Origin of the sequence: Streptomyces sp. NPDC088923 (assembly GCF_044749745.1) — a bacterium.
Classification (GTDB): Bacteria; Actinomycetota; Actinomycetes; order Streptomycetales; family Streptomycetaceae; genus Streptomyces.
The window spans coordinates 1,595,521-1,616,940 of sequence record NZ_JBIVIO010000001.1 but is presented as its reverse complement, the minus strand read 5'-3'; the positions used below and the strand labels follow the sequence as shown (position 1 = coordinate 1,616,940).

Below are 21,420 nucleotides of genomic sequence, written 5' to 3'. Positions count from 1 at the left end.
AGGGGACGGGATGCCCCGAAACACATCAGAGCGAAGGAACAGTCCCGCCGGGGCCGCCCTTCGGACGCGCTCCTGCCGGGACGAGGCCGACGGGCGGGGCGAGACCGGCCAGGGCCAGTCGGCGCCCTGCCTCAGAAGCTGATCTGGTTGATCGTCTGCGCTATCGAGTCCAGGAAGCGCTGGATCGAGGGCGCCATGCCACTGGAGGCGAGGAAGAAGCCGAAGAGCACCGCGACGATGGCGGGACCGGCCTTGATGGAGCCGCCACGGAGCAGCACCACCAGAATGACCGCCAACAGCACCACCACTGACAGCGAAATGGCCATAACTGATCACACCCTTGGTCGGTCTGCTCCCGGCCCGGGAGGTGCACGGCCGCACGCCCCCGCCAGAACCATCGTGCCACCAACAGGGCCGTCCTATGCGGCGGGTGACGCAACGTCGGCCAAGGGGGGTCCACCGGCCCAGGCGTTCAGGCCATAAAAGAGGCGCCGGACGCCTTCTGAGGTATGTGGGGCAGAACGGGGGCGCGCGGGATGACGGGCGGCGCACACGAAGCCCCGCACGCCGGTCGTGCGCCGGTCGGCAATGGGCGGTAAAGCCCGAGGAAAAAGCGGAACGCGATCCGCCGGAACGGCGTGGATTTTCCGCCCGTCCCGCGCGGCCCCCTCCCGCGCCCCGGCTCGCGCGGGAGAACGACGCCCGTGCGCGGGAGGGGGAGAAGTGACGGCGAATGCGTGCGGAATACCGCTGGTCCGTGGGGGTGTGACGGGAGTCGCGTGGCGTTCACCCCGGGCGGGCGGAAAGTCGGGTAGACGAAGACAACGACAACAGGCGAGTCGGGAAACGAACAAAGTCGATCAGTCGCCATCTCGCATCGATCACGAGATCGGCCGGGCGCGACGGCACCGAGGTACCCATGCATCACGACCCCGCGGAATCCGGGCAGCTCAGCGCGGTACCGGCGGACCCGACGGCGCGCAGCCCCCTGCCGCCCGAGTCCCCGTCGCACCCCGCGGGGCCCGGCACCGCGAAGGGAGCGGGAGCCTCGGGCGCGGGCGGCGGAAAAGTCCGTGACCCGTTCTTCGACAACGCGAAATATCTCGCGATCGTCCTCGTCGCGATCGCCCATTCCTGGGAGCCCCTCCTCGCGTCGAGCCGACCCCTGGGCGCGCTCTACCTCACCGTCTACGCCTTCCACATGCCGGCGTTCATCATCATCTCCGGCTACTTCTCGCGGACTTTCACGCTCGGCGCCCCGCAAGTACGGAAACTGATCACCGGGGTCGCCGTGCCCTATGTGATCTTCCAGTACGCATACACGCTCTTCGCCCGTCTCGCGGGTCCCGATCCCGTGCCGACGTGGAGCGTTATCGACCCGTGGTGGCTCAACTGGTTCCTGATCGCGCTCTTCGTATGGCGCCTCACGACGCCACTGTGGCGCCTCGTGCGGTGGCCGCTCCCGCTCGCCCTCGCCCTCGCCGCGTTCGGCTCGCTGTCCCCGGAGATCGGCGCTGACCTGGATCTTCAGCGCGTGCTCCAGTTCCTGCCGTACTTCGTGCTGGGCCTGATGCTGCGCCCGCGCCACTTTGCGCTCCTCGCCCACAAGTGGCCGAAGATCGTCGCTGCGCCGGTGCTGCTCACGGGCCTCTGCGCCGCTTGGTGGCTCGCCCCGCGCATGCCGTACGCCTGGCTCTACCACCGCGAGAGCGCACAGGACCTCGGCGCGCCCTGGTGGTGCGGCCCGCTCATGACCTGCGCCCTGCTCGCCACCTCGCTCGTGCTGACGGCCGCGTTCCTCGCCCTCGTGCCACGCCGCACGACCTGGTGCACGCGGCTGGGCGCGGGCACACTGGGCGGCTATCTGCTGCACGGCTTCCTGATCAAAGCCGTGACGTGGGGTGGCTGGTACGACACCACCTTCGCGCACTCCGCCCCCGGCGCGCTGCTCTTCAGCGCCGGCGCGGGACTCGCGGTGACGTTGCTGTGCACCCCTCCCGTGCGTCGTGCCTTCCGCTGTGCACTGGAGCCCCGCCTCGACTGGGCCTTCGGCGGCACGCGCGGAGCTTGAGCGCGACAACTCCCGCCACAGAAAACGCACTTCAAGCGGACAACTCTCCCCCTTTCAACCCTTTGGTAGGGTAATTCTTGACTCTCGCTTGACCATTACTTGACTTGATGTGGAGGTTGGGCTCATCGGACACGCGGAGACCCTCATAGCGATGGGCGGCGCTTTCCTCGCCGCCGCCGTCCTCGCCCGCGCGGGCGGGCGCATCGGACTCCCCACCATCCCGCTGTTCATCCTGGCCGGGATTCTCCTCGGCCCACACACTCCCGGAGTGGTGCTGGTCTCGGACCCGCACGACTTGGAGATGCTCAGCGCCCTCGGCCTGGTGCTGTTGCTCTTCTACCTGGGACTCGAATTCCATCTCGACGACCTCCAGACGGGCGGGCGGCGCATGGCGCTCGCCGGGGGTACGTATCTCGCCCTGAACGTCGGCGCCGGCCTCGGCTTCGGATTCGCCCTCGGCTGGGGCACCTCCGAAGCTCTGGTCCTCGCCGGGGTGCTCGGCATCTCGTCCTCGGCGATCGTGACGAAGGTCCTCGTCGACACAGGGCGCCTCGGCAACCCCGAGACACGCCCGATCCTCGGCATCATCGTCGTCGAGGACATCTTCCTCGCGCTCTATCTGGCAGCCCTGCAGCCGATCCTCTCCGGAGCCGACTCGCTCGCCGCGGCGGTGCTGGACGGGGCGAAGGCGTTCGGCTTCCTGCTGTTGCTCGCGCTGGCGGCACGCTTCGGGACGAAGCTCGTGGGCCGGCTCATGCACACGCGGGACGACGAGCTGCTCGTCATCTCCTTCCTGGGTATGGCGGTGTTCGTCGCCGGGGTCTCGGAGTGGTTCGGGGTCGCGGACGCGATCGGGGCCTTCATGGTCGGCCTGATGCTCGGCAGCACGTCGTCAGGTGCCCGAATCCGCACCCTCGTGCACCCCCTGCGGGATGCCTTCGGGGCCATCTTCTTCTTCGCCTTCGGGCTCTCCATCAACCCGGGCGACCTGCCGAGCGTGCTGTGGCCCGTCCTGCTCGCGGTCCTGCTGACCTTCGCCATGAACGTCCTCGCGGGACTCCTCACAGGCCGCATGTACCGCTTCGGCAGGGGCCCGGCCGCGAACATCGCGACCACGCTCCTCGCCCGTGGTGAGTTCGCGCTGATCCTCGCCACGATGGCGGCGGGCGCCGGCCTGGACGAGCGGCTCTCGCCCTTCATCGCCGGCTACGTACTACTGCTCGCCGTCCTCGGCCCGTTGGCAGCAGGCCGCGCGCACTGGCTCGCGCGCCTGCTGCCGACGGCCGAGACGGACCCCGGGGAGGGGCCCGAAACCGCTCCGCCGACCGAGACCGTCTCTCTGGTCAAGGCCGGCGACGCGGGGTGAGTACGGCGGGAGGCGGCCGGCCTCGGGGCCGCTCCGCGCTCGTACTGGTGGTGGGTGAGGTTGCTGCCTTCCGGGGTTGAGGCTTACCCGTGAGGCAGTAGAGCCCTCGTACGGTGAGAGACGTTCCCCGTACGGACCTGCCGCCGGGCTGGGCCAGTGGCCTGCCGGTCGGTAAGGAGGACATTGGCACACATCGGAGACGGCTGCGCAATCGCGAGAAAACCGCTCACTCGGAAGAGTGAGCGGTTTTGTGACTTCGGCGAAGTTATCCACAGATTCGCGGAACTGGCGCGAGGGGCGGGACGGGGTGCGGAAGACTAGTAGCAGGGGAGCCCCCCAGGGAGGGTGGGGGCTGCCCGCGTGCGCCACGTAAAGACGCCCCCCGAGCCCAAGCCCCTCCCCCACCCAGCCCCTCCCCCACCCCAAGCCCCACTCCCCCAGCTCCCCCGCTCCCCCTACCCCCCCACCTGATCCCGGCAGATCAACACCAGCGCCCTGTCGTCGTTCACATCCTTGGCCACCGCCTCGATGAGGTGCCACGAGGCACCCACGAAGCCGCCGGGCACGTACCGGTCGGCCTCGCCGGTGAGGCGGTCGATGCCCTCGGAGATCTCGCGTTCGGCGGTCTCGACGAGGCCGTCGGTGAAGAGCATGAGGATGTCGCCCGGGTTCAGGCGGCCTTTGGCCGGGTCGAACTCGGCGCCGCCGTAGACGCCCAAGAGCGGACCTTCCGCGGTCATCTGCTCCCAGCGGCCCGTCCCGGCGTGGAGCTGGACGGCCGGCGGGTGGCCCGCCGAGTAGACCTCGTACTCGCCGGTCTCCAGGTCCAGGACCAGGTGGATCGACGTGGCGAAACCCTCGTCCCAGTCCTGGCGGAGCAGGTAGCCGTTGGCGGCGGGCAGGAAGTCGGCCGGAGGCAGTGAACCGAGGAGGCCGCCGAAGGCGCCGGACAGGAGCAGTGCGCGCGAGGCGGCGTCCATGCCCTTGCCGGAGACGTCGGTGAGGACGACTTCGAGGACACGCCCCTTCTTCGTGCGCGAGGCGACGACGAAGTCGCCCGAGAAGAACTGCCCTCCCGCCGGCCGCAGGGACATCTCGCGGTGCCAGCCGCGCGGCAGACCCGGCAGCTTGCTCTGGACCCGGATGCGTTCGCGCAGGTCGAAGAGCATCGTGCCGCCGCGTCGCCACGGGACACCGACCCGGCTGCGGAACTGTGCGACGAGCAGACCGATGAAACCGCAGCCCGCGACCACGAGGATCGAGCCGGGGGTGACCCGCGCGGGCCCGTCGGTGTACGGGCCGAGGACCACCGATTCCACGATGAGGGCAGCGGCCGAGCCGGCGTAGAGCCCGAGCAGGCTCGCCGGACGCAGGACGAGACCGCCGATCGTGATGGGCACCGCGAGCATCGCGGGGTCGCACCAGACGGGTGCGACGACCGTGAGCCAGCCGATGAGCGGTACGCACAGGAGCAGCCCGATGAGGGCGATCCAGTCCGAGCCGTCGCCCCGGAAGTAGTCGACCCCGGCCCGGCGCACGGCGATGCGGGCCCGGTGGTACCGCATCCGCCACCGTGCCGCGGGGGTCTGCGCCGCAACGCGTTCGCCTGTCATTGCTCGGGACCCTACCGAGCGGCGATGCCTTCGCGCACCGAGGGGTCCACTTTGTCCAGGTAGCGCACACCGCACAACTTCCGCACAGTTGATCGGGCGCGGGGAGTGCACAGCGGGCGCACACCGCGCACCCACGGGGAAATGCCCTCGCGGCGCGGGAGCGGCCTTGGTAGGGAGGCGGTATGACGACCGACATACGCAAGCTCGACAAGGCCCATTACCCCGAGTGGTACGACAATCTGACCGTCGCTTTCGGTGGACTGCACGAGGCGGCGGAGGAACGCGCGCTCTGGGACGAACTCGTCGAGTTCGACCGCTCGTTCGCCGCCTGGGACGGCACGGAGCTGATCGGCTCGGCGAGCGGCTTCGGATTCCGGATGACAGTGCCGGGCGGGGCCTCGGTCCCGGCGAACGGCGTCACGATGGTGAGCGTCGCGGACACACACCGCAGGCAGGGCGTGCTCACCGCGATGATGCGCCGTCAACTCGACGAGGTGCGCGCCCTCGGTGAGCCGCTCTCGGTGCTCACCGCGTCCGAGGCGCCGATCTACGGTCGTTTCGGGTACGAGGCCGCGACGCGCATGGTGCGGGCGCGCATCGACGCGCACCGGGTGCGGGTGGTGACGCCGGAGGGCACCGAGCGGGTACGGGTGCGGCGGGCCGGGCTCCTTGAGTCGCTGCCGGCGTGCGAGGCGGTGTACGCGGCGCTCGTTCCGGGACGTCCCGGGCTCTTCGCCCGGCAGCCGGGCTGGGAGCGGCTCGGGGTGCTCGACCCCGAGGCGGACCGCGCGGGTTTCTCGCCGTTGCGTGTCGTGCTGGCCGAGCGGGACGGCGAGGTCGTGGGGTTCACTCGTTTCCAGGTCAAACCGGTGTGGGACGAGGCCGGTACGCCGCACGGCGAGGTGCGGGTACGGAGTCTGGAGGCGCTCGATCCCGCGGCGTACGCGGCGCTGTTGCGGCACGTGCTCTCGCTGGACCTGGTGGAGACCGTGGAGCTGAGCCGGACGCCGCTCGACGCGCCGTGGCAGGCGCTCGTCAGCGACGTACGCCGCTGCCGGCCGACGCTGCGCGAGGAGTTGTACGTGCGGCTCGTCGACGTCGGCGCCGCGCTCGCGGCCCGTACGTACCAGGTTCCGGTGGACGTCGTCCTGGAGGTGCGGGACGACTTCTGCCCGTGGAACGAGGGCCGCTGGCGGCTGCGCGGCGGCCCGGAGGGGGCGGAGTGCGTACGTACCGAGGACGCGGCGGATCTCGCGCTGTCGGTACGGGAGCTGGGCGGCGCCTACCTCGGCGGGACGTCGCTCACGGAGTTCGCGGCGGCCGGGCGGGTGCGTGAGGGGAGGGTGGGCGCGTTGGGCCCGGTGTCGCTGGGCTTCGGGAGCCAGGTGGCGCCTTTCCTGGCGCACGGGTTCTGAGCGGCGTACGGGGACGGTGCGGCGCGCGGACGAGCGGTGACGCCCCGGGGCAGAGGCCCGGCCCCGCTCCCGACACCCAGGCCCCGACTCTCCAGTCGGCTGAGCCTCCGCCCCATCGGCTGAGCCCCCGTCGCCTAAGCCGTGGCCCCCTGGCAGCGCGGGCACCAGAAGAGGTTGCGGCCCGCCAGTTCGCGTGTCCGGATCTCCGTGCCGCAGATCAGGCACGGCTGGTGGGCGCGGCGGTAGACGTAGACCTCGCCGCCGTGGTCGTCGCGGCGGGGCGGGCGGCCCATGGCCTCGGGGGTGTGCTCGGGGCGGACCGTGTCGATGCGGCCGAGGCGGACGCCCTCGCGCATGAGCGCCCGCAGGTCGGTCCAGAGCGCGTCCCATTCGGCGCGGGCGAGGGAGCGGCCGGTGCGTGCGGGGTCGATGCCGTGGCGGAAGAGGACTTCGGCGCGGTACACGTTGCCGACGCCCGCGACGATCTTCTGGTCCATGAGCAGCGCGGCGATCGTCGTGCGGCTGCGGGAGATACGGGTCCAGGCCGCCTCCCCGTCGTCGGCCTCGCGCAAGGGATCGGGTCCGAGGCGGGCGTGGACGGCCGCTTTGGCCTCGTCGTCGATCAGCGCGCAGGCGGTGGGGCCGCGCAAGTCGGACCAGCCGCCCGGCCCGGTGAGGCGCAGCCGGATCGTGTCGGTTGCCGGGGGCGGGGTGCCGGGCCCTTGGGCGACCTTGCCGAAGAGGCCGAGGTGGATGTGGACCCAGCCGAGCGGGCCGAAGCCGAGGAAGAGGTGCTTGCCGTGCGCCTCGGCGCCTTCGAGGACGGCTCCGTCGAGCAGCGCGGCCGAGGCGGCGAACTTCCCCTGGGGGGAGGCGGCCCGCACCGGCCGGCCGCCGAACCGCTGGTCGTGGTCGGCGGCGAGCCGGTGCAGGGTGTGGCCTTCGGGCACGGTCAGGCTTCGGGCTGCGGGTGGTGGGCCGGGACGGGCGGCAGGACGCCGCTCTTCTCGTACGCGGTGAGCATCTCGATGCGCCGGGTGTGGCGCGGCTCCTCGGAGTACGGGGTGCTGAGGAAGACCTCGACGAAGGAGGTGGCCTCGTCGGTCGAGTGCATCCGGGCGCCGACCGAGACGACGTTGGCGTTGTTGTGCTCGCGGCCGAGCTTCGCCGTCTCGACGCTCCAGGCGAGGGCGCAGCGGACGCCTTCGACCTTGTTCGCCGCGATCTGCTCGCCGTTGCCGCTGCCGCCGATGACGACGCCGAGGGCCTCGGGGTCGGCGGCGGCGCGCTCGGCGGCGCGGAGGCAGAACGGCGGGTAGTCGTCCTGGGCGTCGTAGATGTGGGGGCCGCAGTCGACCGGCTCGTGGCCGTGCTCGGTGAGCCATTCGACGAGGTGGTTCTTGAGTTCGTAGCCCGCATGGTCGGAGCCGAGATACACGCGCATACCGAGGAGTGTGGCACGTCGGGAACGGGGTAGCCGCTCCCGGGTCCGGGTGGCGCGCGTCCCGCGTATCCGCGTCGTTCCGGACCGTCACCCATCCAACTGAGCGTGTCCTTGACAACAAACCGGACGCGGGGGTTCCACTAAGCGCGTGCTTTGTGGTCCTCTTCCGGGACCCACGCTCGGATGAAACGAAGGACTCAAGGTATGACGCAGTCGATCAGCGAGCCCGGACACAAGGGCGGCCCCGAGGGGCCGGGCGGTAGCGGCGGACCGGGCGACCCGAGTGGTCCCGGCGGCGACGGAGGTCCCGGCGCACCGCGGGGCGGCGACGGCGGGTCCGGTGGCGGCGAGGGCGGTCCGGCGAAGAACGCGGAGGGGCTTCGGCAGGGCCTCAAGGGCCGGCATCTGTCGATGATCGCCATCGGCGGTGTGATCGGCGCCGGGCTCTTCGTGGGCTCCAGTGCCGGTATCGCCGCGGCGGGCCCCGCCATCCTGGTCTCGTACGCACTGGTCGGGCTGCTTGTCGTACTGGTCATGCGGATGCTCGGCGAGATGGCCGCCGCGCGGCCGTCGTCGGGCTCGTTCTCGGCGTACGCGGACATGGCGCTCGGGCGTTGGGCGGGCTTCTCGATCGGCTGGCTGTACTGGTTCTTCTGGGTCGTGGTGCTCGCCGTCGAGGCCACGGCGGGCGCGGTGATCCTCAACGGCTGGGTCCCCGCGATACCCCAGTGGGGCTGGGCGCTCATCGTGATGTTCGTGCTCACCGCGACGAACCTGGTCTCGGTCGGCTCGTACGGGGAGTTCGAGTTCTGGTTCGCGGGGATCAAGGTCGTCGCGATCGGCGCGTTCGTGATCATCGGACTGCTCGCCGTCTTCGGCGTTCTGCCCGGTTCGGACAATCCTGGTTCGGGGTTCGACCACCTCACCGATACGGGTGGATTCCTGCCCAACGGGGCGGGCTCGATCCTCACCGGTGTGCTGCTCGTCGTCTTCTCCTTCATGGGAAGCGAGATCGTCACCCTGGCCGCGGGCGAGTCCTCGAACCCGCAGAAGGCCGTGACGAAGGCGACCAACAGCGTCATCTGGCGTATCGCGATCTTCTACCTGGGCTCGATCTTCGTCGTGCTCACCCTGCTGCCCTGGAACAGCCGGTCGATCCAGGACGACGGTTCGTACGTGGCGGCGCTCGACTCCATCGGCATCCCGCACGCCGGTCAGATCATGGACATCATCGTTCTGACCGCCGTGCTCTCCTGCCTCAACTCCGGTCTCTACACCGCGTCCCGCATGGCCTTCTCGCTGGGCGGGCGGGGCGACGCGCCGAAGGCTTTCGCGCGCACCACGCGCCGGGGCGTGCCGCAGGCCGCGATCCTCGGCTCGGTCGTCTTCGGCTTCGTCGCGGTGTGGTTCAACTACCAGTGGCCCGACAGCGTCTTCGAGTTCCTGCTCAACTCCTCGGGCGCCGTCGCGCTCTTCGTGTGGCTCGTCATCTGCTTCTCCCAACTGCGCCTGCGCCAAAAGATCCAGCGCGAGTCGCCGGAGAAGCTCGTCGTGCGGATGTGGCTGTACCCGTATCTGACGTGGCTGACCATCGCCATGATCCTCTTCGTCGTCGTCTACATGCTCTTCGACGACGACGGCCGCTCGCAGATGCTCCTCTCGCTGCTCGTCGCCGCGCTCGTGGTCGGATTCGCGCTGGTCCGCCAGCAGGTGCGCAGGAAGCGGGGCCCCGGCGCGGACACGGGTCCGGTACGTGAGACGGCGGCCGTACGGGAGTGACCCCCGCCGGGGGTCACTCGCGCCCCTGCGCACGCGCGCGCCGCCCAGCGGCCGGTTGGGCCGGGGCGGCGCGCATGGGGGACGGGGGGGTCAGTCCCGCTTGCGGCCGACCAGCTTCCAGGCGGTGGGGAGGGCGCCGGTGGCGAGGGCCGTCTTGAGGAGGTCGCCGAGGATGAACGGGGTGAGCCCCGCGGCGATGGCGGCGCTCGCGTCGAGGTGGGCGGAGTACGCGAGGTAGGGGACACCGGTCGCGTAGATGATCACATTGCCGAGGAGCATCGCCCCCGCGGTGCGCAGCGGCGAGCGGTCGGCGCCGCGCCGGGCGAGCGTGCCGACGACGAGGGCGGCGATCATCATGCCGGGGATGTAGCCGAAGGAGGCCATCGCGGCCCCGGACTGCCCGTCGGAGAACCACGGCATCCCCATGACACCGGCCACCGCGTAGAGGGCGAGCGCGAGAAAACCGCGCCGGGCGCCGAGCGTTGTCCCCACGAGGAGCGCGGCGAAGGTCTGGCCGGTCACGGGGACCGGGGAGCCCGGCACCGGGATCGCGATCTGGGCGGCGAGCCCGGTGAGCGCGGCACCACCGAGCACGAGGACGGCGTCCCGGGTACGGCTCGCGGGCAGCAGGTCCGCGAGGACCGCTCCCGGGCGGTGGACGGCAGAGACAGAACTCATCGCATAACTCCGGTTCTCGGGTGGTTCCGTGGGGACGGGGCCGTTCGGCAGGGGCGGCGCCCGAAGGGGCGCAGTGCGACCGTACCGAGGAGTCAACGGGCGTTCACCGGCCGTCGCGGACAAAGCCGCGCGGAGAGACTTGGTGGGGATCTCACAAAGGACCCCCTTCACACCCTTTCCCTCCCCCCTTCGGCGTGAGCCGCGTCACCTTCCGGGCAAGCCCCGCATGACAACGCACCCTTTCGGTGAGGCGGGTGAGGCGGAAGAGCCCACCGCCCACAGCTTGGAAGCAGGTGGCTGTGGAGTTCCGCCAAAGCCGCTCGGCGAGCACGGCTTCACCTCGCGTGAGCCGCGTGTCCGCATGACGGACACCCCGTCCCAGAAAACGGACGGCACGCGAGAATTCCCCCGCGTCCTCGTCCCCCACCTCACGGATCGTGTCCATGACCTCGCGCACCCCACCACCGGCCGACACGCCGACGGCACCGGCCGACACGTCGACAGCACCGGCCGGAAAGCGGACGTCGCCCGCTGCCGTCGGCACTCCCGCCCCGCCCTCTCCCACCGGCCAGGCCCTCGGCAACGGCCTCAAGCAGCGCCACCTCTCGATGATCGCGCTCGGCGGAGTCATCGGCGCGGGGCTCTTCGTCGGCTCGGGCGCGGGCATCGCGTCGGCCGGGCCCTCGGTCGTCCTCGCCTACGCGCTCTCCGGCGCGCTCGTCATGCTCGTGATGCGGATGCTCGGTGAGATGTCGGCCGCGCATCCCGCCTCGGGCTCCTTCTCCGTCCACGCCGAGCGCGCGATCGGCCCGTGGGCCGGGTTCACCGCCGGGTGGATGTTCTGGATGCTGCTCTGTGTCGGGGTCGCCGCCGAGGCGATCGGCGCGGCCTCGATCATGACGGGCTGGTTCCCCGGCTCCCCCGACTGGCTGTGGGTCGCGCTCTTCATGGTGCTGTTCTGCGCCACGAACCTCAGCGCGGTGGGCAACTTCGGCGAGTTCGAGTTCTGGTTCTCGGCACTCAAGGTCACCGCGATCGCCGCCTTCCTCGTGCTCGCGGTGCTCGCCATCGCCGGGGTGCTGCCCGGCAGCGACGCGCCGGGAGCGCGGCACCTCACCGGCGAGGGCGGTTTCTTCCCGAACGGCGCCGACGGGCTCGTGACCGGGCTGCTCGCCTCGGTCTTCGCGTACGGGGGCCTGGAGACGGTCACGATCGCCGCGGCCGAGTCCGAGCACCCCGCGCGCGGGGTCGCGAAGGCGGTGCGCACGGCGATGTGGCGCATCGCTGTTTTCTACGTCGGCTCAATGGCCGTCATCGTCACGCTCGTCTCCTGGCGCGACCCCGAGGTCTCCGCGAAGGGCCCGTACGTGGCGGTGCTCGACAGCCTCGGCATCCCGGCGGCCGGGCAGGTCATGAACGTCGTCATCCTCGCCGCGCTGCTCTCGGCGATGAACGCGAACATCTACGGCTCCTCGCGCATGGCCTACTCGCTCGTCGCACGCGGCCAGGGTCCCCGCTTCCTGCGGCGCCTCTCGCGCGGCGGCGTGCCGCGCCCCGCCGTCGTCGCCTCCTCGGCCTTCGGTTTCCTCGCGGTGCTGCTGAGTTACTGGTGGCCCGACACGGTCTTCTCGTGGCTGCTCAACATGGTCGGCGCCGCGGTCCTCGTCGTGTGGGGTTTCATCGCCGCCGCCCAGCTCCGCACCCGCCGCCGCCTCGAACGCGAGGCGCCCGAGCGGCTCCTCGTCCGCATGTGGGGTTTCCCCTGGCTCACGTGGGTGGCGCTCGCCGCGATGGTCGCCGTACTGCTGCTCATGCTCCGCGAGCCGGACACGCGCACGCAGCTCTACTTCACCGGCGGCCTCGCGATCGTGCTCAGCGCGGTGGGCATGGCGCGGTACGGGAGGGGGCGCGGCGCGGCGCGAGAAAACGGGCCCGGCGTGCGAGGCGAAGGCGAAGCCGTACCGGTGCAGGCGACGCCCGCGCGCGGCGGCGAGGAAACCCGGGCACGTACCGACTGACCAGCCGTCTTCTTCCCTGCCCGACGGGCCCCCGGCGTTTTCGCCGGGGGCCCGTTCCCGTTCCCGGGCGATTCACCGAAGAGCGTGCGCCTTACGCGCGGGCCCGTTCCCGGCTGTGGGCGTTCTCACGCGGGCAGGGCTCTCGCCCCGGCGCGCGTTCCCGCCGCGGCGCGCGTTCCCGCATGATCCACCGGCCACTGTCGCTGATAACGTGCACTTGCAAGCCATTCGCAATAAGCTCGGCGCAACAAGAAGTCTTGGAGGGCGTCTCCGCATGGCCGTCTACACACTCCCGGAACTGCCGTACGACTACTCCGCGCTGGCCCCGGTGATCAGCCCGGAGATCATCGAGCTGCACCACGACAAGCACCACGCGACCTACGTCAAGGGCGCGAACGACACCCTGGAGCAGCTCGCCGAGGCGCGGGACAAGGAGTCCTGGGGGACCATCAACGGGCTGGAGAAGAACCTCGCGTTCCACCTCTCCGGGCACATCCTGCACAGCATCTACTGGCACAACATGACCGGCGACGGCGGCGGCGAGCCGCTCGCTGCCGACGGTGTCGGTGACCTCGCGGACGCCATCAAGGAGTCCTTCGGCTCCTACGCGGGCTTCAAGGCGCAGCTCACCAAGGCCGCGGCGACCACGCAGGGCTCCGGCTGGGGCGTGCTCGCCTGGGAGCCGGTGAGCGGTCGTCTCATCGTCGAGCAGATCTACGACCACCAGGGCAACGTGGGGCAGGGCTCGGTGCCCGTCCTCGTCTTCGACGCCTGGGAGCACGCCTTCTACCTTCAGTACAAGAACCAGAAGGTGGACTTCATCGAGGCGATGTGGCAGGTCGTCAACTGGCAGGACGTCGCCGCGCGCTACCGCGCCGCGAAGGCCCGTACGGACTCCCTCATCCTGGCCCCCTGAGGCCCCGGCTCACCGAGCCCCCGCACGTCCTGCTCGTGATCGTCTTCTCACCTTTCACGCGGCAGGCCGGTAGAGAGGAGAGCCCCCGCGAGGACGTGACTCGCGGGGGCTCTCCGCGTCCGGACCCTGGGGCGATGGGGCGTGCGGGTGCTTTCCGGGGGCTTGCGGGCCCGGGGCCCCGCGCGCCCTTACATGGCCCGCTCCCGTGCCGCATCGTGGGCGGATGCAGCCCAAAGACACGTATTGCGTCTACTGCCGCAGCACGGAGCGGCACGTCCCCCTGACCGAGAATCAGCAGCGATGGGTCCGCGAGCAGAAGGGTGCCACCCTCTACGTGGGCGATCTGATCATGTGCGCGGCCGGAGCGTGCCGGAAGGTCCGCTCCTCGGGCAACACGCGCCGTTTCCACCCGGAGCCCCTGCGGATTCCGGAGGGGGTGGAGTAGCGGGGCGCCCTCGGCGGTCGTGCCGACTACTGCGTCTCGTACCCCTCACCGCGGGGGACTCGCGTGGGTGACGGCGTGGCTCAAGCGGCGCCCGCACGGGCGGGACCCCGGGCGCCCGCGCGGGCGGGTCCCCGGGGGCCCTGGCGCGGGCGCCGACCGCCGTGGTCAGTCGAAGATCGGGTCCTGGGTGCGGGTGCGCTTCAGCTCGAAGAAGCCGGGGACCGAGGCGACGGCGAGGGTGCCGTCCCACAGGCGGGCCGCCTCCTCGCCCTTGGGGGCCGGGGTCACGACGGGGCCGAAGAAGGCCACGCGCTCGCCGGTGGCGCCCGGGACGGCGATGACCGGAGTGCCGACGTCCTGGCCGACGAGGTCGATGCCCTCCTTGTGCGAGGCGCGCAACTCGGTGTCGTAGGTGTCCTTCTCCGCGTAGTCCGCGAGGGAGGCCGGCAGCCCTACCTCCTCCAGGGCGCCGACGATCGCTTCACGCGTCGGGCCCTCGCCCCGGTTGTGGAAGCGGGTCCCGAGCGCCGTGTACAGCTTGCCGAGCACCTCCTCGCCGTGCAGCTCACGGGCGGCGATGACGACGCGCACCGGGCCCCAGGCGGGACCGGCCATCGTGTCCCGGTAGTGGTCGGGCAACTCGTCGAGCCGCGGCTCGTTGAGCACGGCGAGGCTCATGACGTGCCAGCGCACGTCGACCGGGCGGAGCTTCTCCACCTCCAGCATCCATCGCGAGGTCATCCACGCCCACGGGCACAGCGGGTCGAACCAGAAGTCCGCGGTCACCCGTTCCTGCGTCTGCTGCTCGCTCATCTCGCTCCTCGTAGTGCCGTCCCGCGGTCACGGGCACCGGACATTCTTCGATCAGCCTGCACCGCTGGCAACGTGCCTTCGCGCTCAGGGATTCCTCCACCGAGCGATCTCAGGGAAAAACTCAGGGGCACGGCCTTCCGACCCTGAAAAATCTCCGGGTTGTTTGTCCGGGGACTCCCTGATGTCCTCCCTCCCAGCCGCGTGCGAGGATCGTTGGCGTATCCCCACAGTGCGACCGCAGTGCCACCGCAGTGCGACCGCAGTGCGACCGCAGTGCCACCTGCTGCGACGCGGTGCGGTCAGCACCGTACGCCGCGTCGCGCAGCGCGACCCCAGCCACGCCCCACAGTCACGAAGGAGTGCCGGTGCCCGGAGAGAACCTGACCCGCGAGGAAGCCCGTACCAGGGCGGAGCTGCTCTCCGTCACCTCGTACGAGGTGGAGCTCGACCTGCGCTCCGCCGTCGGCGAAGGCCCCGCCTCGGGCCCCCGTACCTTCCGCTCCCTGACCACGCTCCGCTTCACGTGCGCGGAGCCGGGCGCGAGCAGCTTCGCCGACCTCGTCGCACCCGCCGTCGACTCGGTGACGCTCAACGGCCGCGCCCTCGACCCCGCCGAGGTCTTCGACGGCACCCGCATCGCACTCGACGGCCTCGCCGCCGAGAACACCCTCGTCGTGGACGCGCGCTGCGCCTACTCGCGCACCGGCGAGGGCATGCACCGCTTCGTCGACCCCGAGGACGGTGAGGCCTACCTCTACACGCAGTACGAGCCGGCCGACGCCCGCCGGGTCTTCACCAACTTCGAGCAGCCCGATCTCAAGGCCCCGTACCGCTTCCGCGTCCAGGCCCCCACGGACTGGCGGGTGTGGAGCAACGGCGCGGGCGAGCTGACGTCCGGGGTGTGGGAGTTCGCCGAGACCAAACCGATCTCGACGTACATCACGTGCGTCGTCGCCGGTCCCTACCACTACGTGACGGACTCCTACCAGCGCGCGCTGCCCGACGGGTCGACGCTGGAGATCCCGCTCGGCGCCATGTGCCGCAAGGGGCTCGCCCCCCACTTCGACGCGGACGACATCTTCCTCGTCACCAAGCAGGGCCTCGACTTCTTCCACGAGAACTTCGACTACCCCTACCCCTTCGGCAAGTACGACCAGGCCTTCGTCCCCGAGTACAACCTCGGCGCGATGGAGAACCCGGGCATGGTCACCTTCCGCGAGGAGTACATCTACCGGGGCAAGGTCACCGAAGCCTCCTACGAGCGGCGCGCCAACGTGATCCTGCACGAGATGGCGCACATGTGGTTCGGGGACCTCGTCACCATGAAGTGGTGGGACGACCTGTGGCTCAAGGAGTCCTTCGCGGACTTCATGGGCGCCTTCTCGATGGTCGAGTCCACTCGCCACCGCAACGGCTGGATCACCTTCGCCAACAACCGCAAGGCGTGGGCGTACCGGGCCGACCAGCTCCCCTCGACGCACCCGATCACCGCCGACATCCGCGACCTCCAGGACGCGAAGCTCAACTTCGACGGCATCACGTACGCGAAGGGCGCGAGCGTCCTCAAGCAACTCGTCGCCTACGTCGGGCAGGACGCCTTCCTGGAAGGCGCGCGCCGCTACTTCAAGCGTCACGCCTACGGGAACACGACGCTCGGCGACCTGCTCTCGGCACTCGCAGAGACCTCTGGACGGGACATGACCGGCTGGGCCGCGGCCTGGCTCCAGACCGCGGGCGTCAACACGCTCACCCCCGAACTGACGCTCAGCGAGGGCAAGGTCGCCGAGCTGGCCGTACGCCAGGAGGCCGCCGACTCGCACCCCGAGCTGCGGCCCCACCGCGTCGCGATCGGCCTCTACCGGCGCGAGAACGGCGCGCTCGTGCGGTACGCACGCGCCGAGGCGGACGTCGCCGGGTCCCGGACCGTCATCAGGGAACTGGCCGGGCAGGACGCCCCCGAGCTGGTCCTCGTCAACGACGACGACCTCACCTACTGCAAGATCGGCTTCGACGAGACCTCGCTCGCCACGGTGCGCGCGCATCTCGGCGACATCACCGACCCGCTCGCCCGCGCCCTGTGCTGGTCGGCGCTGTGGGGGCTCACCAGGGACGGACTGCTCCCCGGGCGCGAGTTCATCGCGATCGTGCTGCGGTTCGCGGGCCGCGAGAGCGACATCGGCGTGCTCCAGATGCTGCACGCCTGGGCCCGTACCACCCTCGCCCACTACGTGGCGCCGGCGCGCCGCGAGGAGACCGCCGCCGCGCTCGGCGCCGGTGCGCTCAAGGAGCTGAGGGCCGCCGAGCCCGGCAGCCAGCATCAGCTCACCTGGGCCCGCTTCCTCGCCGCCACCGCCGCCTCGGCCGAGGAACTCGCCCTGTTGGAGGGGCTGCTCGCCGGTACGGAGTCGGTCGAGGGGCTTGAGGTGGACCAGGAGCTGCGTTGGGCCTTCCTCGAACCGCTCGTCGTGGACGGGCGCGCGGGCGAGAAGGAGATCGAGGCCGAGCTGGCCCGCGACCACACCGCGTCGGGCAAGCGCCACCAGGTGCGGCTGCTCGCCGCGCGTCCCACCGAGGCCGTCAAGGCACAGGTGTGGGCGCAGGTCGTGGAATCGGACGAGCTGTCCAACGCGCTCGTCGAGGCGAGCATCGCCGGTTTCGAGCAGTCGAGTCAGCGGGCACTCATCGCGCCGTACGCGGAGAAGTACTTCGCGGCGATCGCCCGGGTGTGGAGCGAGCGGTCCATCCAGATCGGGATGGACATCGTGCGGGGGCTCTTCCCCTCGCTCCAGGACAGCACGGCGACGCTGGAGCAGGCCGACACGTGGCTGCTTCAGCACCCGGAGGTCTCGCAGGCGGCGCGCCGGCTCGTGGCGGAGTCGCGGGACGACCTCGCGCGGGCCCTGCGGGCGCAGGAGTGCGACGCGAAGGCGAGCTGAGCCGGGGAGTCGAAGGACGCCGGGGCGGGGCAGGGCGAGGGCTTCCTTGCCCCGCCCCGGCGCGGGCGCCCGTGGCTGGAGACGGTGATCCGGGCGCGTCCGGGGCGAGATGCCATGCCTCCGGGGTCCACATACGCGGGCCGGACGCCCCGAGGCGCGCAATCGTGCCCCGAGGTGCGCGGGCCGTGCCGCGAGGTGCGCGGGCCGTGCCGCGAGGCGGGCAGTCGGGGCCGAGTTGTGCCGGCCGACGCCGAGTAGCGCGCTGCCGGGGCCGTTGTCGCAGGCTGGGAGGCCCTCACCCGTTCGGCCCCGCCTCCGTCTCGGCACTCGAACACGCGTACTTTAGGACGAAGTTGTCCGGTTTCGTCGACGGAATCGTTACAGCGGTTAGCCGGAGGTGCCAAGGAGGAAGACCCCCGGCATGACTCATCTCTCCTCTGCCGTCCCCGCCTCCTCAGCCGCCCCCGCGGCACGCGAGTTGCCCGTCACGGGGCCGCACCTCGTGGCTGACGCCGCGCAGTTGCGCTCCCGGGGGATCAGTGCCGCCCGCCTGACGGCCCGTTGTGCCCCCGGCGGGGGCTGGCAGCGCCTGCTGCCCGGCGTGTTCCTGCTGCGTTCCGGGCGACCCACGACGGAGGAGCGGCTGCACGCGGCCGTACGGTACGCGCGGCGGCCCCCGGCCGGACGGGCGCGCGGGGTCCCGGCCCAGCCCACCTCCGAGGAGTTCCGCGATCCCGGGACCGTCGCGATGATCACGGGCCCGGCCGCGCTCGCCCTGCACGGCTTCCCCCTGGAGGGCCCGGTGGGCTCGCTCGCGACGGCGGAGCGGTACGACGTGCTCGTGCCGCGGACGCGCAGGCTGCGCTCGACCGCGTTCGTACGGATCGTGCGCGGCGCCGAACTGCCGGTCCCGCAACAGGTGACGGGCGTGCCGACCGCGCCAGTGACGAGGGCGCTCGCGGACACGGTCGCCGAGCTGAGCGACGCGGGCGCGGTGACGCGGCTGCTGGGGCGCGCCGTCCGCGAGGGGTACTGCGGCACAGGGGCGCTCCTGGCCGAGCTGCGCCGCTGCGGGCTCATGAACAGGCCGTGCGTACTGGACGCCATGGAGACGTTGTTGCGCGAGGACCGGGGCGTCGCCGAGGAACGTCTGTACCGCATGGTCGAGGAGAGCGGGCTGCCGGACCCGGCGTGGAACGTCGAACTGCGGCTCCCGCAGGGCCCCTCGCTCGGCACGGTCGACGCGTACTGGCCGGACCAGGCGGTGGCCGTCGAGCTGGACACCCGGGTGCACCGGCCCGGCGAGGCGCACGAGCCGGACGCGACGTGGACCGAGTCGGCGCGCAAGCGGGAGCGCCTGGAGCTGCTCGGCATCACGCTTCTCCACCTCACCCCGCGCAAGCTGCGGGACGCGGCCGAGCAGCAGTCCTGCGTCGTGCGCACGGCGCTGCTCACGGCCGCGGACCGCGAACCGGCGGCGTACGTGGAGGTGCTGCCGCGCTGAGGCGCGCGGACGCCCGGGGCGTGCCGCGGCCGGAGCGGCGCCCCCGTACCGGAGCGGTGTCCCACCCCGTAGGGGAGCGCGGTCCCCGTACCCGAGCGGCGTCCCATCCCGTACCGGAGCGCCGCTCGCCCCGTACCCGAAGCGCTCCGCCCGCCGCGTCCCTCCCCGCTCCACCCCCGCCCGCTCCCCCTCTCGTGTGAGCGGCCCGAACACTCGCACGAGACGACTTCCGGACATATGTCGACAAGGCGATGTGGTCACTCGTCGGCGGGTGTACGGCCGTTCGGGGGAGGGAGCTCAGTGGGTGGGGAGCAGGAGTTCGGTGTTGCGGTCGCAGGGGCGTCCGGCGAGGGTCGTGCGGGCGCCGGGGGCGTTGAGGGCGAGTTCGCGGTAGAGGGACGCGAGGCCCCGGGGGCCGAGGTCGGTGAGGTCGGTCGCGGCCGGGGCCGAGGACTCGACGAGCGTGGTGAAGAGGGAGAGCGTGCCGTCTCCGTTGGCCGTCAGCTCGACGACGCGTGCGAGCTGGGGGTGGTCGATGTGGGACGCCGTGGAGATCTCCCAGAAGCCGGGGTGCGGGGTGATCGCGTTCTTGTGGCTGTGGCCGTTGATCCAGGCGAGGACGCGCGGGCTGCGGCTGAGCAGGGCGCGTACCGCCGCGCCGTCCCTGCGGCGTTCGCCCGGACGGGACGGGTCGGGGCGGGTATTGCGCATCGTGGCGCTCGTGTGGTGGCTGAAGACGAGCGCGTACGGCTGCTCGGCGCGGGCAAGGGTGCGTTCCAGCCACCGGAACTGCGTCTCGTCGAGCGAGCCCTCGTAGTGGCCACCGAGATCGGTCGTGTCGAGGCTGATCCCCAGGACGTCGTCGCCGATCGGAAAAGCGTAGTAACGGATGCGGCGGTCGAGGGAGTTCTCCGTGTATCCGTGGCCGTGCGGGCCCGGGCCGGTGTGCCGGGGGTCGAGGTGGGCGCGCAGGTACTGCTCGGGGGTGACGGGGGCGCGGCGCGGGTCGGGGGTGACGCGGCGGGTGCGGCGGCGCTGCTCGTGCAGGAGGGTGCGGAAGAGGTCGCCCTTGGGGTCCTGCCCGTCGATGACCTTCCGCCAGAAGCCGGCGCCGGTTCCGGCCGGGAGGCTCATGAGCTTGCGGTCGCCCGTAGCGATCTCGTGCGCCCAGCCGTCCCCCGGGGCCCAGCAGCCGCCGGGAAGGAAGTCGTGGTTGCCCACGGTGGAGTACCAGGGGAGGCCGAGCCCTGGGCTGTGGAGGGGGCGGGTCGCGGCGGCGAGGTAGCCGGGCAGGTACGGGAAGCCGAGGCGCTTGTCGGAGTCGGCGGCACGCGCGCCCGGCTGCCAGTACAGGTCGAGGCCCGTGCTCTGCACACCCTCGAAGTGGCCGCGCAGCCCCGTGTCGGGGGTCACGGCGCCACCGCTCATGAGGCCGAGGAACCAGTCGAGTTCGCAGGCCGCGTTGTTGTCGGTGTTGTCGCCCGTGGTCATGACGAGGTCGAGCGGGGCTCCTGTCGCGGGCGCGCCGCGCAGCGCGTTGACCCGTTCGACGAGCGCGAGCGCCCCGACGACTGACAGCGCCTCCTGCGGGCGCCAGGCGCTCGCGGTCGCGGCGCGCAGGTACTCGTACCGCAGCGGGTGCTGCACATCGACGAGGTGCAGATCGGTGAACTGGACGAGGGCGGCGAGCGTGCGCCGCCGCTCCCGCCGTCCCGCGTGCGCGGTGGCCAGATCCTCGCGTACGACGCGCTCCCAGCCGGGCCCCTCGGCGAGCCGCCGGTAGCCGCCCGGGCCGCCGCGCGGAGTGGCGACGGAGGCGAGGGTGGTGCCCTCCGTGTAGGGGGCGAGGGGGGCGGGCGGCGCGGGGCGCGAGGAGAGCCGGGCGGCGGGGGCGGGGACCGCCGCGGGTACGGGGGTACGGGGCGGACTCCCCCACGCGCCGAGCGCGCCCGAGAGCCCGGCGGCGCCCACCGTGAGGCCGGCCGCCGAGGCGGCGAGCAGGAGGGTGCGGCGGGCGGGGGCCGAGCGCGGGGCGGGGGTATGGGGGGCAGGGGTGCTGTGGGGGTCACTGCTGGAGCCTGTACGCGACATGCGCGTCCCTCCCGGGCGGCGGGAGGGAGCGGCTCCCCCTCCTCACCAGGGAGGTTCGGCAGCGCGCGTGGCCGTGACGTGAACGCCGCCGCACAGCTCGCCGCCGCTTGGGCTACGGGGATCACCCGGCACGCCCACCCGTCCCCACTCCGCCGGACAGTGGTCTTCCGCGGGCAACGAGGGATTCATCCACAGGGGTAGGGGCGGCCGCCCCCGGGCGCTTGCGGAACGCGGTCCGGGCACCGGCGGGACCCGATCCGGGCGTCGGCGGCGGGCCTCGATCCGGGCATCGGCGGGACGCGCTTCGGGACCGGTCGGGACCCGATCCAGG

The 21,420-nt window shown here is 71.6% G+C and carries 16 protein-coding genes; 9 read left to right on the top strand and 7 right to left on the bottom strand.

The features are described 5' to 3' along the window. Window positions 1-131 precede the first annotated feature (131 nt). Window positions 132-326, bottom strand: coding sequence for a hypothetical protein (locus ACIP4O_RS07370; protein WP_009065301.1), 195 nt, complete (start codon window positions 324-326; stop codon window positions 132-134). Window positions 327-919: 593 nt separating this feature from the next. Between ACIP4O_RS07370 and ACIP4O_RS07365 the strand changes: the two genes are divergently transcribed. Both ACIP4O_RS07365 and ACIP4O_RS07360 read left to right on the top strand, forming a co-directional pair. Then, window positions 920-2,071, top strand: a complete 1,152-nt coding sequence (locus ACIP4O_RS07365; protein WP_401572629.1) for an acyltransferase family protein — start codon at window positions 920-922, stop codon at window positions 2,069-2,071. 151 nt (window positions 2,072-2,222) lie between these two features. Further along, the gene (locus ACIP4O_RS07360) at window positions 2,223-3,437 is read left to right on the top strand and encodes a cation:proton antiporter (protein ID WP_401572626.1); all 1,215 of its coding nucleotides are present in this window, start codon (window positions 2,223-2,225) and stop codon (window positions 3,435-3,437) included. Window positions 3,438-3,892: 455 nt separating this feature from the next. On the opposite strand, the gene ACIP4O_RS07355 is transcribed toward ACIP4O_RS07360, so the two are convergent. Beyond that, window positions 3,893-5,050, bottom strand: a complete 1,158-nt coding sequence (locus ACIP4O_RS07355; protein ID WP_401572623.1) for a PP2C family protein-serine/threonine phosphatase — start codon at window positions 5,048-5,050, stop codon at window positions 3,893-3,895. Window positions 5,051-5,232: 182 nt separating this feature from the next. Between ACIP4O_RS07355 and ACIP4O_RS07350 the strand changes: the two genes are divergently transcribed. Then, window positions 5,233-6,465, top strand: coding sequence for a GNAT family N-acetyltransferase (locus tag ACIP4O_RS07350; protein ID WP_401572620.1), 1,233 nt, complete (start codon window positions 5,233-5,235; stop codon window positions 6,463-6,465). A gap of 134 nt (window positions 6,466-6,599) precedes the next feature. On the opposite strand, the gene ACIP4O_RS07345 is transcribed toward ACIP4O_RS07350, so the two are convergent. Together ACIP4O_RS07345 and ACIP4O_RS07340 are read right to left on the bottom strand one after the other, a co-directional pair. Further along, window positions 6,600-7,415, bottom strand: a complete 816-nt coding sequence (locus tag ACIP4O_RS07345; protein WP_401572618.1) for an Fpg/Nei family DNA glycosylase — start codon at window positions 7,413-7,415, stop codon at window positions 6,600-6,602. A gap of 2 nt (window positions 7,416-7,417) precedes the next feature. After that, a complete protein-coding gene (locus tag ACIP4O_RS07340) occupies window positions 7,418-7,909 on the bottom strand; it encodes a ribose-5-phosphate isomerase (RefSeq protein WP_361322726.1) in 492 nt (163 codons plus the stop codon). Between the two features lie 204 nt (window positions 7,910-8,113). Between ACIP4O_RS07340 and ACIP4O_RS07335 the strand changes: the two genes are divergently transcribed. Further along, window positions 8,114-9,688: an amino acid permease gene (locus tag ACIP4O_RS07335; protein WP_401572614.1), complete on the top strand. Its 1,575-nt coding sequence runs from the start codon at window positions 8,114-8,116 to the stop codon at window positions 9,686-9,688. A gap of 90 nt (window positions 9,689-9,778) precedes the next feature. Here ACIP4O_RS07335 and ACIP4O_RS07330 read toward each other — a convergent pair whose 3' ends face one another. Next, window positions 9,779-10,366, bottom strand: a complete 588-nt coding sequence (locus ACIP4O_RS07330; RefSeq protein WP_401572612.1) for a biotin transporter BioY — start codon at window positions 10,364-10,366, stop codon at window positions 9,779-9,781. Window positions 10,367-10,809: 443 nt separating this feature from the next. Here ACIP4O_RS07330 and ACIP4O_RS07325 point away from each other — a divergent pair, with 443 nt between their 5' ends. The 3 genes from ACIP4O_RS07325 (at window position 10,810) to ACIP4O_RS07315 (ending at window position 13,745) form a co-directional block, all read left to right on the top strand. Next, entirely contained in the window at window positions 10,810-12,384 is a 1,575-nt protein-coding gene (locus tag ACIP4O_RS07325; RefSeq protein ID WP_401572609.1) for an amino acid permease, read from the top strand. Between the two features lie 274 nt (window positions 12,385-12,658). Further along, on the top strand, window positions 12,659-13,300 hold the full coding sequence (locus ACIP4O_RS07320) for a superoxide dismutase (protein WP_401572606.1): 642 nt from the start codon (window positions 12,659-12,661) through the stop codon (window positions 13,298-13,300). 223 nt (window positions 13,301-13,523) lie between these two features. Continuing rightward, the gene (locus ACIP4O_RS07315) at window positions 13,524-13,745 is read left to right on the top strand and encodes a hypothetical protein (protein ID WP_361322740.1); all 222 of its coding nucleotides are present in this window, start codon (window positions 13,524-13,526) and stop codon (window positions 13,743-13,745) included. A gap of 165 nt (window positions 13,746-13,910) precedes the next feature. On the opposite strand, the gene ACIP4O_RS07310 is transcribed toward ACIP4O_RS07315, so the two are convergent. Continuing rightward, on the bottom strand, window positions 13,911-14,558 hold the full coding sequence (locus ACIP4O_RS07310; protein WP_401572602.1) for a DsbA family protein: 648 nt from the start codon (window positions 14,556-14,558) through the stop codon (window positions 13,911-13,913). Between the two features lie 365 nt (window positions 14,559-14,923). Here ACIP4O_RS07310 and pepN point away from each other — a divergent pair, with 365 nt between their 5' ends. Together pepN and ACIP4O_RS07300 are read left to right on the top strand one after the other, a co-directional pair. Beyond that, window positions 14,924-17,494, top strand: coding sequence for an aminopeptidase N (gene pepN / locus ACIP4O_RS07305; protein WP_401572600.1), 2,571 nt, complete (start codon window positions 14,924-14,926; stop codon window positions 17,492-17,494). Between the two features lie 421 nt (window positions 17,495-17,915). Beyond that, window positions 17,916-18,998, top strand: a complete 1,083-nt coding sequence (locus ACIP4O_RS07300; RefSeq protein WP_401572598.1) for a hypothetical protein — start codon at window positions 17,916-17,918, stop codon at window positions 18,996-18,998. 297 nt (window positions 18,999-19,295) lie between these two features. On the opposite strand, the gene ACIP4O_RS07295 is transcribed toward ACIP4O_RS07300, so the two are convergent. Continuing rightward, window positions 19,296-21,089: a TIGR03767 family metallophosphoesterase gene (locus tag ACIP4O_RS07295; RefSeq protein WP_401572597.1), complete on the bottom strand. Its 1,794-nt coding sequence runs from the start codon at window positions 21,087-21,089 to the stop codon at window positions 19,296-19,298. Window positions 21,090-21,420 lie beyond the last annotated feature (331 nt).

Bases quoted from the DNA above. Each gene is read 5' to 3' on its own strand.
- ACIP4O_RS07340 (WP_361322726.1), bottom strand. From the start codon at position 7,909: ATGCGCGTGTATCTCGGCTCCGACCATGCGGGCTACGAACTCAAGAAC.
- ACIP4O_RS07335 (WP_401572614.1), top strand. From the start codon at position 8,114: ATGACGCAGTCGATCAGCGAGCCCGGACACAAGGGCGGCCCCGAGGGG.
- ACIP4O_RS07300 (WP_401572598.1), top strand. From the start codon at position 17,916: ATGACTCATCTCTCCTCTGCCGTCCCCGCCTCCTCAGCCGCCCCCGCG.
- ACIP4O_RS07370 (WP_009065301.1), bottom strand. From the start codon at position 326: ATGGCCATTTCGCTGTCAGTGGTGGTGCTGTTGGCGGTCATTCTGGTG.
- ACIP4O_RS07310 (WP_401572602.1), bottom strand. From the start codon at position 14,558: ATGAGCGAGCAGCAGACGCAGGAACGGGTGACCGCGGACTTCTGGTTC.
- ACIP4O_RS07325 (WP_401572609.1), top strand. From the start codon at position 10,810: ATGACCTCGCGCACCCCACCACCGGCCGACACGCCGACGGCACCGGCC.
- ACIP4O_RS07330 (WP_401572612.1), bottom strand. From the start codon at position 10,366: ATGAGTTCTGTCTCTGCCGTCCACCGCCCGGGAGCGGTCCTCGCGGAC.
- ACIP4O_RS07315 (WP_361322740.1), top strand. From the start codon at position 13,524: ATGCAGCCCAAAGACACGTATTGCGTCTACTGCCGCAGCACGGAGCGG.
- ACIP4O_RS07360 (WP_401572626.1), top strand. From the start codon at position 2,223: ATGGGCGGCGCTTTCCTCGCCGCCGCCGTCCTCGCCCGCGCGGGCGGG.
- ACIP4O_RS07355 (WP_401572623.1), bottom strand. From the start codon at position 5,050: ATGACAGGCGAACGCGTTGCGGCGCAGACCCCCGCGGCACGGTGGCGG.
- ACIP4O_RS07350 (WP_401572620.1), top strand. From the start codon at position 5,233: ATGACGACCGACATACGCAAGCTCGACAAGGCCCATTACCCCGAGTGG.
- ACIP4O_RS07320 (WP_401572606.1), top strand. From the start codon at position 12,659: ATGGCCGTCTACACACTCCCGGAACTGCCGTACGACTACTCCGCGCTG.
- ACIP4O_RS07365 (WP_401572629.1), top strand. From the start codon at position 920: ATGCATCACGACCCCGCGGAATCCGGGCAGCTCAGCGCGGTACCGGCG.
- ACIP4O_RS07295 (WP_401572597.1), bottom strand. From the start codon at position 21,089: ATGTCGCGTACAGGCTCCAGCAGTGACCCCCACAGCACCCCTGCCCCC.